Annotated in this window: 13 protein-coding genes and 1 pseudogene; 5 read left to right on the plus strand and 9 right to left on the minus strand. The window is 68.2% G+C overall.

Going from position 1 to position 14294, the window contains the following annotated elements; all coding sequences use genetic code 11:
- Positions 1-70: 70 nt before the first annotated feature.
- The 4 genes and pseudogenes from OG985_RS04950 to OG985_RS04965 form a co-directional block, all read right to left on the minus strand.
- A complete protein-coding gene (locus tag OG985_RS04950; RefSeq protein ID WP_371666975.1) occupies positions 71-2419 on the minus strand; it encodes an ABC transporter permease in 2349 nt (782 codons plus the stop codon).
- Positions 2416-3108 (minus strand): ABC transporter ATP-binding protein, encoded by a 693-nt coding sequence (locus tag OG985_RS04955; protein ID WP_371666976.1) that lies wholly within the window; start codon positions 3106-3108, stop codon positions 2416-2418. Before OG985_RS04955 ends, OG985_RS04950 begins: the two co-directional genes overlap by 4 nt.
- Positions 3105-3628, minus strand: a pseudogene (locus tag OG985_RS04960) (PadR family transcriptional regulator). The gene OG985_RS04955 and the pseudogene OG985_RS04960 overlap by 4 nt, the downstream one beginning before the upstream one ends.
- A gap of 385 nt (positions 3629-4013) precedes the next feature.
- On the minus strand, positions 4014-4973 hold the full coding sequence (locus OG985_RS04965; RefSeq protein WP_371666977.1) for a helix-turn-helix domain-containing protein: 960 nt from the start codon (positions 4971-4973) through the stop codon (positions 4014-4016).
- A 242-nt stretch (positions 4974-5215) separates the two neighbouring features.
- Between OG985_RS04965 and OG985_RS04970 the strand changes: the two genes are divergently transcribed.
- A complete protein-coding gene (locus tag OG985_RS04970) occupies positions 5216-6061 on the plus strand; it encodes an SDR family oxidoreductase (protein WP_371666978.1) in 846 nt (281 codons plus the stop codon).
- A gap of 183 nt (positions 6062-6244) precedes the next feature.
- Positions 6245-7225 (plus strand): aldo/keto reductase, encoded by a 981-nt coding sequence (locus OG985_RS04975; protein WP_371666979.1) that lies wholly within the window; start codon positions 6245-6247, stop codon positions 7223-7225.
- A gap of 525 nt (positions 7226-7750) precedes the next feature.
- Here OG985_RS04975 and OG985_RS04980 read toward each other — a convergent pair.
- The 3 genes from OG985_RS04980 to OG985_RS04990 form a co-directional block, all read right to left on the minus strand.
- Positions 7751-8185: a septal ring lytic transglycosylase RlpA family protein gene (locus OG985_RS04980; RefSeq protein ID WP_371666980.1), complete on the minus strand. Its 435-nt coding sequence runs from the start codon at positions 8183-8185 to the stop codon at positions 7751-7753.
- A gap of 67 nt (positions 8186-8252) precedes the next feature.
- Positions 8253-9116 carry a glycoside hydrolase family protein gene (locus OG985_RS04985; RefSeq protein ID WP_371666981.1) on the minus strand — a complete coding sequence of 288 codons (864 nt, stop codon included), beginning with the start codon at positions 9114-9116 and terminating at the stop codon, positions 8253-8255.
- A gap of 13 nt (positions 9117-9129) precedes the next feature.
- The gene (locus OG985_RS04990) at positions 9130-9852 is read right to left on the minus strand and encodes a chitinase (protein ID WP_371674262.1); all 723 of its coding nucleotides are present in this window, start codon (positions 9850-9852) and stop codon (positions 9130-9132) included.
- 241 nt (positions 9853-10093) lie between these two features.
- Here OG985_RS04990 and OG985_RS04995 point away from each other — a divergent pair, with 241 nt between their 5' ends.
- The 3 genes from OG985_RS04995 to OG985_RS05005 all read left to right on the plus strand — a co-directional run bounded on the left by OG985_RS04995 (position 10094) and on the right by OG985_RS05005 (position 12080).
- The gene (locus tag OG985_RS04995; RefSeq protein WP_371666982.1) at positions 10094-10546 is read left to right on the plus strand and encodes a hypothetical protein; all 453 of its coding nucleotides are present in this window, start codon (positions 10094-10096) and stop codon (positions 10544-10546) included.
- 298 nt (positions 10547-10844) lie between these two features.
- Positions 10845-11300, plus strand: a complete 456-nt coding sequence (locus tag OG985_RS05000; protein ID WP_371666983.1) for an SUKH-3 domain-containing protein — start codon at positions 10845-10847, stop codon at positions 11298-11300.
- Between the two features lie 12 nt (positions 11301-11312).
- On the plus strand, positions 11313-12080 hold the full coding sequence (locus tag OG985_RS05005) for a transposase (RefSeq protein WP_371666985.1): 768 nt from the start codon (positions 11313-11315) through the stop codon (positions 12078-12080).
- A 63-nt stretch (positions 12081-12143) separates the two neighbouring features.
- Here OG985_RS05005 and OG985_RS05010 read toward each other — a convergent pair whose 3' ends face one another.
- Together OG985_RS05010 and OG985_RS05015 are read right to left on the minus strand one after the other, a co-directional pair.
- Positions 12144-12977 (minus strand): thaumatin family protein, encoded by an 834-nt coding sequence (locus tag OG985_RS05010; protein ID WP_371666986.1) that lies wholly within the window; start codon positions 12975-12977, stop codon positions 12144-12146.
- Between the two features lie 46 nt (positions 12978-13023).
- Positions 13024-14247, minus strand: coding sequence for a beta-1,3-glucanase family protein (locus OG985_RS05015; RefSeq protein WP_371666987.1), 1224 nt, complete (start codon positions 14245-14247; stop codon positions 13024-13026).
- Positions 14248-14294: the final 47 nt, after the last annotated feature.

Below are 14294 nucleotides of genomic sequence, written 5' to 3' on the forward strand. Positions count from 1 at the left end.
GGGCGCCTCGACGCCCTGGAGGCCGCGGCGATCCGCGTGTGGGACTGTCCAATCAGTGGAGCCGTCCTACTTATTCCGTGCGCAGGCCTTCCGGGCGCATCATCCGCAGCAGCGGCGGCAGGCTGAGCAGCGTGACCACGCCGACCACGGCCGCGCCCACGCCGGTCATGGTCAGGACGCTCGCCCAGTCCATGGCGACCGGTGTGCGGGTCATCTTCAGCAGCACCGAGCCGAGGGTGATACCCACCGTTGTGGCCAGTACGAGGCCGAGTCCGACCGGGAGGGCCGTCTGCCACAGCACCGACAGGCTCAGCGTGCGGCGCCGGGTGCCGAAGGCGACCAGCGCGGAAAGCAGCTTCCTGCGCTCGCGCAGCTGCTCCAGCTGGGAGACCAGCAGACTGGCGCCGATCAGTGCCAGCACGAAGGCGGAGCCGACGAACAGGCCGGTGCGGATGGAGGTGTACTTGGCGTCCTCCTGGGTCGCCGACCAGCTGTAGGTGGCTGCCAGGGGGTCGATTCGGGCGACGACGTTGCGTATGTACTCCCGTGAGCCCGGCACCGACGGGTCCAGACGCAGGTAGACGCCGTCCGAGTACAACGCGGGCGCGGCCTTGGCGGGCAGGGCGGCGGGGGTGACCAGCAGACCGTTGGCGTCCTGCAGTGAGTCCTTGCGCACGTTGACCACCCGCACGTTCGCCGGAACGGTCCAGGGCACCTCGATGCCGCGTTCCGTGGCGTCGTCGTACGACGGGTCGATGTAGAGCTGTCGGCCGGGCTTCACCACGGCGATTTCTTCGGCGTTGCTGGGGGTGATGTAGTGGCTCCTCGTTCGCGTGACGAACACGTCGCCGTCCTTGCAGGAGGGAAGCGTGGCGAGTTCACGCAGGGCGGTGCAGTTGCCCACGGTGAGGCCGTTGGTGTTCTCCGGGTTGCGACGCGCTTGCCCGTACTGCGAGGAGGCCAGGGCCACTGCGGCCCGTACCCCCTTGGTGCCGGTGAATTCGCGCTCGATGCCGGACAGCGGCTTGCGGTCGCTGAAGTCGACCTGCATCTGGACTCGGCCGGGGTCCTGGCCGGTGGCCTTGGTGTACTGGCTCTGTGTTCCGGTGAACAGCATCTGCAGGGCGATGGCTCCGGCCACGGCGACGGCGATGCCGTTGACCATACGTGCCGCGGTTCCGCTGCTCAGCTGCAGCCGCCGTACCGCCAGCTGCCAGGACAGCGCGCCCTTGCCGAGGCGCACGACCACCGCCTCCACGACCCAGGGGAGCAGCGCGGTGATGCCGATCAGCAGCAGCAACACGCCGCCGATGACGAGGTACTGGTTGAAGTCGCCGTTCTTGCGGCCCTTGCCGAGCATCGGGTAGAGCATCGCGAGGCCGGCCAGCGGCGGCAGCAGCCGCCACCACAGCCGGCGGCGGCGCTGCCTGGCCGCGCGCACGACGCCGAGCGGTTCCACCACCACGCCGCGCAACGCGAGCAGCGTGACGAGCACGGCGGCGACCGGGATCGCCACCGCGACCAGCGCGGCGAGCGCCGGGGAGGGATCGAGGTAGCTGGGCCAGACGCTCACGCCCAGCACCTCGGCGGAGCCCAGCGTCTGACGGCCCAGGAGGAAGAAGCCGGTGCCGACCACCAGACCCAGCAGGGCTCCGGCGAGTGCTTCGCCGGCCGCGATCCGCCGGGTCATGTGGCTGTCCGAGCCGACCAGGCGCAGCGCGGCCAGCCGGCGGTCGCGGCGCTCGCCGCCGAAGCGGACGGCGGCGGCGATGAACACCGCGACCGGAGTCAGCAGCACCACGAACACGACCAGGACCATGAGCAGCAGCACCGGGTCGGTCTTCTCGGGTGTGGCGTCCGGGCGGCCATACTCGGTCAGCCGGTGCACCGGGGAGAAGTCGGTGAGTTTCAGCCCCGAGGCGCCCGCATAGTAGGCCAGTTCGTGGGAGCCGATGAGTCCGCTCTCGCCGATCGTGCCGATGATCTTGTAGGGCAGCCGCTCCCGTAGCAGCTTGGCGCCGTCCGAGGCGAGCAGGTCCCCCAGCGCGGAGGAGACCACCATCTCGCCCTTGCCCGGGAAGCTGTCGACCCCCGGGGGCAGCGGCGCCCGCTTTCCCTCGGGCTCGAGGAGCCGGCCGCGGACGTCGTCGTCGTGCCAGACGGTGTCGGTGACGGCGATCAGGAAGGTGTTGTCGGCCTTCGGCGGGGCCTTGTCGGAGTACCTGTAGTCGAAGCGGGCGTCCTCCACCTTGTTGCGGGCGGCGAACACGTTGGGCAGGGCGGTGCACAGCAGGAGCAGTGCCACGCCGAGGCCGACGCCGACGGCGGTGAGCGTCACCCGAACCCAGCCCTCGCGACCGCCGGTGACGGCGAAGCGGGCCCCCATGGCCAGGTCCGTGGCCCACTGGCGAGGACTCATACGGCGCGCTCCATGTCGCGGGACTTGCCGTCGCGGACGACGATCTCGCGGTCGGAGTAGGCGGCCACACGTGTCTCGTGGGTGACCAGGACGACGGCGGCGTCGGTCGAGCGGGCCGCCTCGGTCAGCAGTTCCATCACGCGTTCTCCGTTGAACGAGTCGAGCGCGCCGGTGGGTTCGTCGGCGAACAGCAGGCGCGGTCCGGTGACCAGCGCGCGGGCCACCGCGACGCGCTGGCCCTGGCCGCCGGAGACCTCGCCGGGACGCTTGGCCTTGAGGTCCTCGACCTCCAGGCGCTCCATCCAGCCCAGCGCGGTCCGCTCGGCGTCCTTGCGCGTGGAGCCGTTCAGCCGCAGCGGCAGGGCGACGTTCTCCACACAGGTCAGCTCGGGCACCAGCTGACCGAACTGGAACACGAATCCGAACTCGGAGCGGCGCAGCGCGCTGCGCTGGGCATCGCTCATCTTCGTCAGTTCGCGCCCGTTGTAGGTGATCGACCCGGAGTCGGGCGGCACGATCCCCGCGAGGCAGTGCAGCAGCGTGGACTTGCCGGACCCGGAGGGGCCCATGAGGGCGACGACCTCGCCGGGGTGTATGGAGAACTCGGCGCCGTCCAGCGCGCGGGTCGGTCCGTACGCCTTGCGCAGGCCGTGCGCGGTGAGCAGGGGGCCGGGGGGAGAAGTCGTCATCGGGTCACAGCCTCACGGAGGGTGTCGAGTCGGGCGGCGGTCAGCTCCAGCCAGCGCAGGTCGGCTTCCTGGTGGAACAGGGCGTGGTCGCAGATCAGCTGATCCGCCAGGTCGCCCTGCGCTTGCGGTCGGTGAGGATCCGCATGCTGCGCAGATGTTCGGAGCGCTGGATGTCGAGGATCTCGGCGGCGTCGCGCCGGGTGAGCAGGGCGAGGACGACCTTGGTGTAGAGCGTGGACTGGAGGTATTCCTCCGGCTTCTCCGGGGTCGCCAGCCACCGCTGTACGTCGGTGATCCCGGCGTCGGTGATCGCATACCGCTTCCGCTCCGGGCCGCCGCCCGCCTCGATGCCGTCGACCTCGACGAGACCGTTCTTCAGCAGCCGGGACATTGTCGAGTAGACCTGGCCGTAGTGCAGCGGCCGGTCGTGACCGAACTTCTCGTCGAAGGCCCGCTTGAGGTCGTAACCGTGACGCGGGCCGGACTCCAGGAGCCCTAAAAGGGTGTGACCGATGGACATGACCGACACTCTACACACCGTGTATACGCGGCGTGTATACACGGTGTGCCCAGATCGTGGCAGGGCGTACGACAGTGCAGGTGAGAAAGCCGGAAACGCCGATCATCACAGTTTGCGAACAAGGGGACACCGGCACCGCGGAAAACGGCCACGCGCCGACGCGGCAGCACCTGCTCCCCTGCCGCGGCCGGCGCCCGGTGTCCGGAAACGCAGGTCAAGGGCCGGGACTTCGGGTGCAGGTCAAGGGCGGGGACTTCGGCAGCCGGCAGGGGCGGATCACCACCCAGCACCTGGTCCTCCACCGGAAGGAACCATGGCCTGCCCTTGCGTGGACACATTGACTTCGTCCCCCGTCGTGAATGTGGGGGATGGTTTGCCGCGTCGGTCAGTCGGGGGTCTCGCCCGAGTCGGCGGGCTGGGGGTCGGCGGTCGACGCGGACCGCTCGATGTCGTCGTTGGTCGCGGCCCAACTGGCCAGCAGATTCAGGGCGTCCTGCGAGGGTGAGTGGGGCTCGGCGGTGTAGGTGAGGAGGAACTGGCTGGGGCCGTCGGGGAGCGGGAAGGTTTCGAAGGGCAGGTCGAGGTCGCCGACCACCGGGTGGTGGAGGAGCTTCACGCCCGTGGTGTGCATCCGGACGTTGTGGGCCGCCCAGCGGCGACGAAATTCCTCGCTGCGGGTCGACAGCTCCCCGATCAGGTCCGTCAGCCGTCGATCGTAGAGATCGCGGCCGGCCTCGGCGCGCAGCATGGCGACCGTGTCGTTGGCGACTTCGTCCCAGTGGCGGAAGAACTCGGTCGCGTGCGGGCTGAGAAAGACGAACCGGGCGTTGTTCGGCGGCCGTACCGGATTGGCGTAGACCGGTGAGAACAGGGCGCGCCCGAGGTGGTTGGCGGCCAGGATGTCCCCGCGTCCGCTGAGGATGAACGCGGGTGTGCCGGCCATCGAGTCGAGCACGCGCTGCACCGCGGGCCGGACCCGCTGCTGGGCCGGGCGGCGGCGTGGCGGACGGGTCGTGCCGGCGCCGCGCAGGAGGTCGAGCAGGTGGATGCGTTCGGCCTCGTCGAGCTGAAGTGCTTGAGCGATGCCTTCGATGACGCTCTCGGAGACTCCGGTGGCGTTGCCGCGCTCCAGCCGGGTGTAGTACTCGCTGGAGATGCCCGCGAGGAGGGCGACCTCCTCGCGGCGCAGCCCGGTGACCCGTCGGCGCTCTCCGCCGTACAGGGGCAGTCCGGCCTGCTCGGGGGTGACCCTGGCCCGTCGCGTGACCAGGAATTCCCGGATCTCCGCACGGAAATCATCACGGATATCGCGGTTGCCGCCATGTGGGTCGTTTCTGCCTGCCATGCGCTTCACTCTACGAGCGCGTCCGCCGGGTTGGGGGTCCCTGTCAGTGACCCCCTCATCAGGGACTCCCACCCTCGCGTGACAGCCGGTTTTGTTGGTGGTGCACCGCCCACGGCGGTGTGAACCGTCCAGACAGACGGCGCTCGTGCCGCCGACCCAGCCCCCTCCGCGGCGCACTTTGCGCTGCACGCATCACCCCGCACACCGCGGGTGCCGGATCACGGCGCCTGAAAGGAAACCCCATGAGCAAGGTCATTCTCGTCACCGGTGCCGGACGCGGTCTGGGCACGGACATCGCCCGCGAAGCCCTCGCCGCAGGCCACCAGGTCGTCGCCACCGGCCGCCGCCCCGAAGAGGTCGAGAAGACCCTCGGTGGGCCGCAGGACAACCTGCTGGTCACCAGGCTGGACGTGACCACCCTGGAGGATGCCGAGGCCGCCGCGCAGGCAGCCGTCGACCGTTTCGGCCGGATCGACGTCCTGATCAACAACGCCGGGAACCTCTTCACCGGCTACTTCGAGGAGATCTCGCCCGCGCAGATGCGCCAGCAGTTCGACACCAACCTCTTCGGCCCGATGAACGTCACCCGCGCCGTCCTGCCGATCATGCGCAGGCAGCGCGACGGCCACGTCATCACCATCACCTCGACCGCCGGCCTGGTCGGCATGGAATTCACCTCGGCCTACGCCGCCTCCAAGTTCGCGGAAGAGGGCTGGATGGAGTCCCTGCGCTACGACGTCGAGCCGTACAACATCCACACCACGATCGTGGAGCCCGGCTACTTCCGCACCGAACTCCTCGTGGACGGCTCCACCACCTGGCCCGAGTTGTCCATCGACGACTACGCCCCGCGCACCGTCCCGAGGATCGAGGGCATGAAGAGCATGAACGGCCGGCAGCCCGGCGACCCCGCCAAGCTCGCCCGCGCCCTGCTGACCATCGCCCAGCAGGAGAAGCCGCTGCTGCGATTCGTCGCCGGTGCCGACGCCATCGAAGCTGCCGAGGCCAAGGCGAAGGAACTCCTCGCCCAGGCCGAGGCATCCCGAGAACTGGGCGACAGCCTGGCCTACGACGACGCCCACGCCTGAGCACCATGCCCCGGCCGAGGTCGGCAGCCGTCGGGTGCACCTACGGCGCTGCTCCGCTACCCGGGCAACGGCGCCCGCGCCAGCGGCGCGTGGAGCACCGAAGCACGGCCCACCAGCTGGTGGCACACCCCACTGATCACGACCACCGACCGGCCCGACGGCCGTCACGAGAAGGAGTACCCGATGAAGCACGTATCACTGGGCGGGCTCGATGTCTCCCGCATCGGCCTGGGAGCCATGACCATGGCCGGCACCTACACCACGGGCGGGGGGCTCGATGACGCCGAGTCGATCCGCACCATCCACCGGGCGGTGGACCTCGGAGTCACCCACATCGACACCGCCGAGATCTACGGCCCCTTCCACAGCGAGAAAGTCGTCTGCAAGGCCATCAAGGGCCGGCGTGACGACGTCGTCGTGGCGACGAAGTTCGGCCTCGTCTCCCACGCCGGCGACGGCCCCGGCGTCATCGACAGCAGCGCCGGAAACGTGAAGACCGCGGTCGAAGGCTCGCTCCTGCGGCTCGGCACCGACCACATCGACCTCTGCTACCAGCACCGCGTCGACCCGAACACGCCCATCGAAGAGACCGTCGGCGCGCTGGCCGAACTGGTCGCCGAGGGCAAAGTGCGCCACATCGGACTCTCGGAGGCCGGCCCGGAGACGATCCGCCGGGCACACGCCGTGCACCCGGTGGCCGCGCTGCAGACCGAATACTCCCTGTGGACCCGCGACGTCGAAGCCGAGATCCTCCCGCTGCTGCGCGAGTTGGGCATCGGATTCGTGCCCTACTCCCCGCTCGGGCACGGCATGCTGACCGGGCGGATCCGCACCGTCGACGACTTCGCCGACGACGACTGGCGCAAGACCAACCCGCGCTTCACCGGCGAGAACTTCCAGCGCAACCTGCGCATCGTCGACGAAGTACAGGCCATCGGCGCCGAGATCGGAGCCACCCCGGCCCAGACCGCGCTGGCGTGGCTGCTGACCCGCGGCAACGACATCGCCCCCATCCCCGGCACCCGGCGGGTTACGCGCGTCGAAGAGAACACCGCCGCTGACGGCATCGAACTCAGCGCTGCCCAGCTCGACCGCCTGAACAGCCTGACGCCGGCCGCGGGCGAGCGGCACGACGAGGCGAACATGGCCACCATCGACCGGTGATCTGACGCCCTGGCGACTTGCTGACCCGTCGCACCCGACGACCCGCAGGGTTCTCGATCTCGTCGCGTCCGGAAGGACGGTTGCCGAGGTAGCCCAGTTCCTCGGCAACAGCGACCAGACTGGGTCGACAGGCGGCGCGGACGCGGAGGCCGACGCCACGCGATGAGCTGGTCACACTGGCGCCGGCGACGCCGAGCAATCGCCCGCCACTGCCATTACCTGCGGCGGCGTAGCCGCACGTTCGAGGGGGCGGCCTCCGTGAGACCGCCCCGACCACTCCGCGACCAGCTACATTCCAGCCGCCGAGCGAAACCCGCCGTCAGGCAGCGAGATCCTGCTGGAGTATGAGTAGCGCCCTCGCGCACGACGCTACCCGCGATCTGTACTACGCGGCCGGCCCGCACGAGAAGCCGCAGAGCCGGGTCGCGACCTGGGTGAATCTGTGCGGGGCCAAGCTCGAGGGCATCGTCACCGGCACGATCAACCTCACCCCCGCCCCGCCGTACGGCGGCCGCACCTGCCCGGTCACCTCAGGACCTTCTGCCTTACGACGATGTGACCGGCGTCGGGATTGAGGCTGCCGCCGAGCCGGCGGAAGGCTCCGTCGGTCAGGTCCAGACACTTGGGTTCCTGCTTCGTGTGCCTGAAGGTGCCGCGGTCGTTGATGCGCACGACCAGGGACTTGCCGTTCGCCACGTTGGTGACCTTCACCCGGGTGCCGAACGGCAGTTGGTGCCTGCGCGTCAGCGAAGTCGCCGCGGTGTTCTTGCTGTTGTCGAAAATGTCGCCGTTGGCCGTGGTGCTGCCGGGGGGTATCGGGCCGTAGTGCGTTGCCCAGCACGTGCTTCTGTGTGCCTGTGCGGAGTGGGGCTCGGCCGAACTCGCCGGAGCGAGGGCGACCATTACGGTCAGCGCGGCTGCTCCGGCCGCGACGGAGGCTTGCAGGATGCGCCTACTCATGTTCTTTGCCTCGTTTCCCTTGATCTGTCTTGCCGTTGAACGGAAGGGGGCGGGGGCTCACTTTTGTTCAGCCTGCCGAGCGGTAGGCGGCGCCCACGCGGTTGGCCCGCGCATTGTGGTAAAGGCCGGTGCCGTCGCCGCGGTTTGTGGAGAGGGTGAACCACGCGTATCGGTGGACGTAGGGCAGGTGCTGGAGCATGACCGTCGACTTCTTCACGAATGCCGCCTGCTGCGCTTTGTTCGGATAGCGCGGGGTGCTGGACGAAAAGTCGGTCAAGGCGTATTCCGTGAGCCAGACCGGCCTCTTGTAGCGCTGGTGCACGGCCTCGATGTAGCTGCGCAACTGACGTGCCGCGCGGTGGGCGTCGAAGTCCGCGCCGTACCAGTGCAGGGGGATGAAATCGACCCGGTAGTGCCGTGCCGCGGCCCCCTTCATGAATCGGTCCAGCCAGCCGCCGGTGACATCTCCGCCGGTAGCCACGGCGGGAGCGCCCAGACGCATAGCGGTCGACTGCAGCCGGGGCCACAGGTCGAGTGCCTGGTTCACGGTCATGTGCGCCTGATCCGGCCTGTCCGGCTCGTTGAAGCCGAGCAGGGTCTTGCCCTGCTTCTTGGCTCGGCCGAGCTCCTTCTCGGTTACCGAGCCCGCGTCGTGAATCATGGGTACGAACTCGACACCGCGCGGCGGCTTGATGCCGCCCTTGCTCGACGACCAGGTGTAAAACCAGCCGACGTTCGAGTCGGCCAGCGACTTGGTGACACCGCGGAACTTCCAGGCGCTGATGCCCTTCTTCTTCGCTGCGGCGGTGGCTGCGGCTGTGGTGGCGGAATGGCTTTCCGCCGCGACCGCCGTGGACGCATCACCCTGGCCGCCGGCCACGAGCGCGGCCGACAGCAGGAACGACAGGGCGAGGGCATGAATCTTCCGCATGACGTCTCCCTCGTCAGCAGCTGAGGTGCTTGCCGGTGCCGACGTGGAGCTTCCTGGTGAACTTCTTGTACTTGGCGATCCGGTCCTGCACCTCGGCCGGGTTACCGCCGTTGCACTCGATGCCGCCGTTGATGCTGCGGATCGTCTCGCCGAAGCCGCCGCTCTCGACCATCGCGTGATGCGGCGTCATAGTGCCGGGGCCGGACTGGGTCATCCAGTACCAGAGCGCGAGCTTCCAGGTCACGGTGGAGTTCTTCGCCGCGAGGTCGGGGTGGTGCAGCAGATCGACGTGGAACGCGTCGCCCGCGGCCTTGTAGTTGTAGTTCCAGCTGATCTGGAGCGGGCCCCGGCCGTGGTACGCGGACTGGCCGGCCGGGCAGCCGTATGGCTCGTCTGCGCAGTAGGTCGGCCAGGCGGCCTTGTTCTGCTCGTTGATGTAGATCAGTCCGCTGGTCTCGTGGCTGACGTTCGCGAGGAAGGCGGCGGCCTCACGCTTCCTGGTCTTGGCGTCGCCCGTGTGCGCGAAGGCAGGGAACGCCTTCATCGCCTTGACCAGGCCTTTGTACGTGTAGAGCTTCTTGTGGTGCGGGAACATCTTGTTGTACTGCGCCTTGCTGACGACGAATCCGCCCCTGTGCTCTGCCGCGGACGCCGTGGTGACGCTCAGATTGATCGCGGAGATCGCTATCAGTACGGCGGTGAGCACGGCGTGGACGGCACCTGGCTTTCGCACTATGGAAACTCCTTGAGGTAAAGGCGGGTTGCCCATCGGTAATCCGGTGATGAAGCTACATGCCAACGCCCCGAGAAAGGTTTCAGAAATTGCTGGGAGAGCGGCAGTTGTTGCTCGGAATGTCACAGCGCAACAACTGCCGGTGACGCAGCAACAATTCACAACGCGACTGATGGAACGTCAGCCAATGTGGCGCGCATGCCCACGGAGCCAGTGATTCATCGGTGCGAAGGAGAGGAGTGGGATGCGACCCATCATCAACCGTGCAGGTCATGACTACGAGACCGAGGCCCTGGTCGTGCGCACAGACCACTCGGACGACGAGGCGTGGCGAGCAGTCGTGGAACTGGTCGATCAGCCCGACGGCGAGTTCGAGATCCGATCCCACTTCGTGGACGACCCCGCCTTCATCGGCGCAAGCCCCGATGAAGTGGCCCTGTCGACCGTCGCCGCCGACCCGGCGCTCGAAGTGGTGTTCATTGCCGACGCCGCGACCATGAGAGGTGACCACACCCTCCTCGCGATCTCGACCAGGCCCGAGGTACTGGACGAGGGCGACGAGGAACTCGGCTGCACGTTCCGCCTGTTGGCCACGCTGGTCAACGAGGTGCATGTCAACCTGGCCATCGGACACTTGGATTTCTGGGAATACGCATACGCCGCGGCGCGTGACCCGGAGGCCGTCCTGCGATGGTGACCCGGCCGCCCAGGCCGGCGACGCCTACCACTCCGCCTCATCGGCGACTCCGGCACATGCAAGAGCGTCACGGTGACGGCGGACGGCGTGAGTGTGCTTACCGGCGCGGCCTCGGCTGCACCGATCTACCGGCTGGAGCGACTAAGGCTTGTCCCGTAAACGATCTCCGTACCTTCCGCGACCGGTAGCCCTGTCTGCTGGTCCGTATGTGCGGCAGACTTCGGGCAACAGACACAGCCGAGGGGATGGGGGACGCATAGAACACATCAGTGAGTCGTTGACGGGCTGTGGTCCGTCGGTGTTGGACGCGCTTGGCGTTGCTGGGTGGACAGCAGGCCGCAAGATCGCCGCAGGGGACTGGGCCCAGCAACTGACAGCCGCTGGGTTCGAGCTCAATGACACGGCGGTCGGGGTCTGGGCCGAGTTCGGCGAGCTGACGATCAAGAGCTGCCCCGCTCGCGTCCCTGCCTCGTCACTGCACGTAGACCCCGTTGACGCTTGCGTCGACACCACCGCGGAAGCGTCCAAGCTGAGGCACCGATACGCAGAGAACTACAGCCCTCTGGGCATGTGGTCGGTCCAGTTCAGGTCGTATATCGCGGCCAGCGGGCGCGTCGTCGCCGTCGGGCCGAACTCCCTCTGGCTCCTGGGGTCGACCTTCGCGGAGGCACTGGCCTACGTGGTGGACGGCGATGCCGGCGTCAATCGTGCAGAACAAGCAGACTGGCTCGCCAACTGCCCCACCGGCAGATGAGACGATCTTGCGGTGGCTGGTGTGATCACGGCGTCGGAGCCGTCCTGGATAGCCCCGTTCACCGGTCTGAGCCCTCGCCTGTTCGGCAAGCTGGTGAACGTACTGCGGCGCGGGGGTGCAGACGCGGTCCGCAGGGGCCGGCCATGGAGCCTTCCGCTGGAGGACCGGGCACTGCTGGTCGCGGCGTACTGGCGCACGAACTTGACGATGCGCCAGCTCGCTCCGCTGTTCGGGGTGTCCAAATCGGCAGCGGACCGCATCATCGACCACCTCGGGCCGATGCTCGCGCTCCAGCCCCGCAAGCGGTTCGCCAAGGACACCGTGCTCATCGTGGACGGCACCCTGGTCCCCACCCGCGACCACACCATCGCTGCGCAGTCGAAGAACTACCGGTACTCCACCAACCACCAGGTCGTCATCGACGCCGACACCCGGCTCGTCGTCATGGTCGGGCGACCGCTGCCCGGGAACCGCAACGACTGCAAGGCGTGGGAGGAATCAGGCGCCAAGGCCGCCGTCGGCAGGACACTCACGATCGCCGACGGCGGCTATCCCGGCACGGGACTCGTCATGCCCCATCGCCGACGCATGGGTGAAGACCTGCCCGACTGGAAGGAAGCGCACAACAAGTCCCACAAGCAGGTCCGCGCCCGCGTCGAGCACGTCTTCGCCCGGATGAAGACCTGGAAGGTCCTCCGCGACTGCCGCCTCAAAGGCGACGGAGTCCACCACGCCATGCGCGGCATCGCCCGCATGCACAACCTCGCCCTCGCCGGATAGGCGAGTGGACCGCACCCGCCCGACCCTGCCCCAGCCACTCAAAGATCATTTACGGGACAGCCCTTACCAGAAGGTCACGACGAAGCCCTTGCACTTGCTGCACTGCCGCATTGTCCTGTTGCCGGTCTCCGTGTCCTGCTTGGACCAGGCATACGCCTTGGGGCAGTGCCTCTTGACGGCGTCGCTGTAGGCGGATGGGGCATCCCGGCTGGGGTTCACGCACAGGACCGTCATTCCGTCGGAGTTGTGCACCCGATCGGTCCTCGGGCAGTAGCGGAGCAGGTTCTTCCTGCAACCCTGCTTGGAGCACGGGCCGTTCTGGGTGACTTCCTCGGCGCCCTTGGGTGCGATCGTGATCGGCAGTGAGACGGCGTTGACGTAGCTGACGTCGTACCAGGGTGCGTCGGCGTCCTTCTTGTCGAAGTTGAATTCGGCCAGACTGACCGGCTGTTCACCCGTCACGCAGCGCTTGGCGAATTTCCCGCAGTCGCCGATGGCGCAGTGGAAGCTACTCCCCGACTTGCCGGAACACCCCTGGCGGGCGAAGAACTTGCCGCGCCAGTGGTGGGGCGCCTTGTTCTCCGGGATCGTCACGGTCGCCGACTGCCCGGGCTTGAGCACAGGGAGCGACTTCAAGTTCTTCGAATTGCCGTCGGGCTCCCCTTTGTTGACGGTGCTGCCGATCCACAGCTTCTTCCCGGACCGGTTCACGAACGTCACCGTGTGCGCGCCGGCGGCCGCACGGGCCGCGGGCGTGGCTGCCGAGGCGGTGAGCGCGGTGGCGCTGGGCGCGGTGCGCGATGCGTCGGCCGCAGCGGTGTGCGCGGCTCCGGCGCCCGCGAGGACCGGCATGACGCACAGCGCGGCCGCGAAAAGCAACTCGCGGAATCTCTTCACCTGGTACTCCCTCTGTGGTCGCTTGCTGCGTGGAGGAACGGGCGCATCAGAACGGGGTCAGCGTCAGGTGCATGTGCCGGGGCCTGGCGTCCTCGATGTAGGAGGCCCAGTCCGCGACGTCATCGAAGGCGAAGCCGTAGGCCTTGCCGTTGGTGGTCGCGGCGTGGATGGCCTTGGCGTAGTGGTTGGTGACGGTCGTGTCGTAGAAGGCGGCCGCGTGGGTGGTGGGCTGCTTGCGGTGGCTCAGCAGCGTCGAGCGGTTGAAGCCGGCGCCCAGGGCGGCCGCGACGGGGCCGGTGGTCCCGTCGTTGGGGGCGGCGAGCGCCCCGTCGCAGAAGAGGACGTCACGGGTGGAGGGCTTGGCGAAGGACACCGATGCCGGGCCGGTGAAGGTGAGGCGGTGGTCGCTGACCCGGCCGGTGAAGGTGCCGGCGTTCGTCCTGACGATGAGGTTCTTGTTCTGGTAGGTGTGCCAGACCCTGTCGATGTAGTGGTCGAAGTAGTGCTGGGGGAACCGGCCGGTGTCGAGGCCGTGGCTCGGGGCGATGACGCGCCGCTCCCCCACGACGAGGCGCGAGAAGTCAGGGTGGTTCCGCAGGGCGTGGAAGACCCGGGCGCGGCCACCGTCGCGCATCCGGCCGGTGCTGTGGTCCTTCGCTCCGTTCAGCCGGATCGTCATCGGCACGCTGAACATGTCCACCATGGTGGTGTTGCAGTACATGCCGGACGCGTTGTGGGTGAACTCCACGAAGTCGTGCAGCACGGGATAGTTGGGGTCGGACTCCACCCAGCCCGCCGGGTGCTGCAGGGCGACCTTTCCGTCGGCGCCCATGACGGCCTTGAACTTCAGCTTGTGGCCCAGTGCGACGTAGATGCGGCCGGACATGGACGGCAGTCGCAGCGTGGTCTTTCCCCGGGCGGCCATCGGGATGGCGTAGTCGGTGAAGCCGCCCGCGTGGTTGTCGGAGAGCTTGACGGGGGCCAGGGTGCCGCGCCGGGTGACCCGCACCTGTCGGCCTCCCTTGCTGCCCACGATATACAGGTGGACCGAGTGGTTGGCGAACTCGCCGCTGTTGTTGACGATCGTCAGCGGCAGCCCCTGAGCGGCCGCGGCGGCGAGGTCTGCGGTGGAGTCCATGGTCGGGCCAGCGTCGGACTCGGCCACGGCACGCGGGGCGGCGGAGACGAGGGTCGATCCGGCCGCGACGGCACCGGCCATCGAGGTGAGCAGTGTGCGGCGGGTGAACAGGTGTGAGTAGGGCGAGGTCATACCGAGGTTCCTCTCCTTACGCCGTGAGTGGCGGAAGACGGACAGAA

The sequence above is a fragment of the Streptomyces sp. NBC_00289 genome (assembly GCF_041435115.1).
Taxonomy (GTDB): Bacteria; Actinomycetota; Actinomycetes; order Streptomycetales; family Streptomycetaceae; genus Streptomyces.

Coding starts and splice junctions, on each gene's coding strand:
- OG985_RS05015 (WP_371666987.1), bottom strand. CDS start 14,247: ATGACCTCGCCCTACTCACACCTGTTCACCCGCCGCACACTGCTCACC.
- OG985_RS04975 (WP_371666979.1), top strand. CDS start 6,245: ATGAAGCACGTATCACTGGGCGGGCTCGATGTCTCCCGCATCGGCCTG.
- OG985_RS04985 (WP_371666981.1), bottom strand. CDS start 9,116: ATGCGGAAGATTCATGCCCTCGCCCTGTCGTTCCTGCTGTCGGCCGCG.
- OG985_RS04995 (WP_371666982.1), top strand. CDS start 10,094: ATGCGACCCATCATCAACCGTGCAGGTCATGACTACGAGACCGAGGCC.
- OG985_RS04980 (WP_371666980.1), bottom strand. CDS start 8,185: ATGAGTAGGCGCATCCTGCAAGCCTCCGTCGCGGCCGGAGCAGCCGCG.
- OG985_RS04955 (WP_371666976.1), bottom strand. CDS start 3,108: ATGACGACTTCTCCCCCCGGCCCCCTGCTCACCGCGCACGGCCTGCGC.
- OG985_RS04950 (WP_371666975.1), bottom strand. CDS start 2,419: ATGAGTCCTCGCCAGTGGGCCACGGACCTGGCCATGGGGGCCCGCTTC.
- OG985_RS04970 (WP_371666978.1), top strand. CDS start 5,216: ATGAGCAAGGTCATTCTCGTCACCGGTGCCGGACGCGGTCTGGGCACG.
- OG985_RS04965 (WP_371666977.1), bottom strand. CDS start 4,973: ATGGCAGGCAGAAACGACCCACATGGCGGCAACCGCGATATCCGTGAT.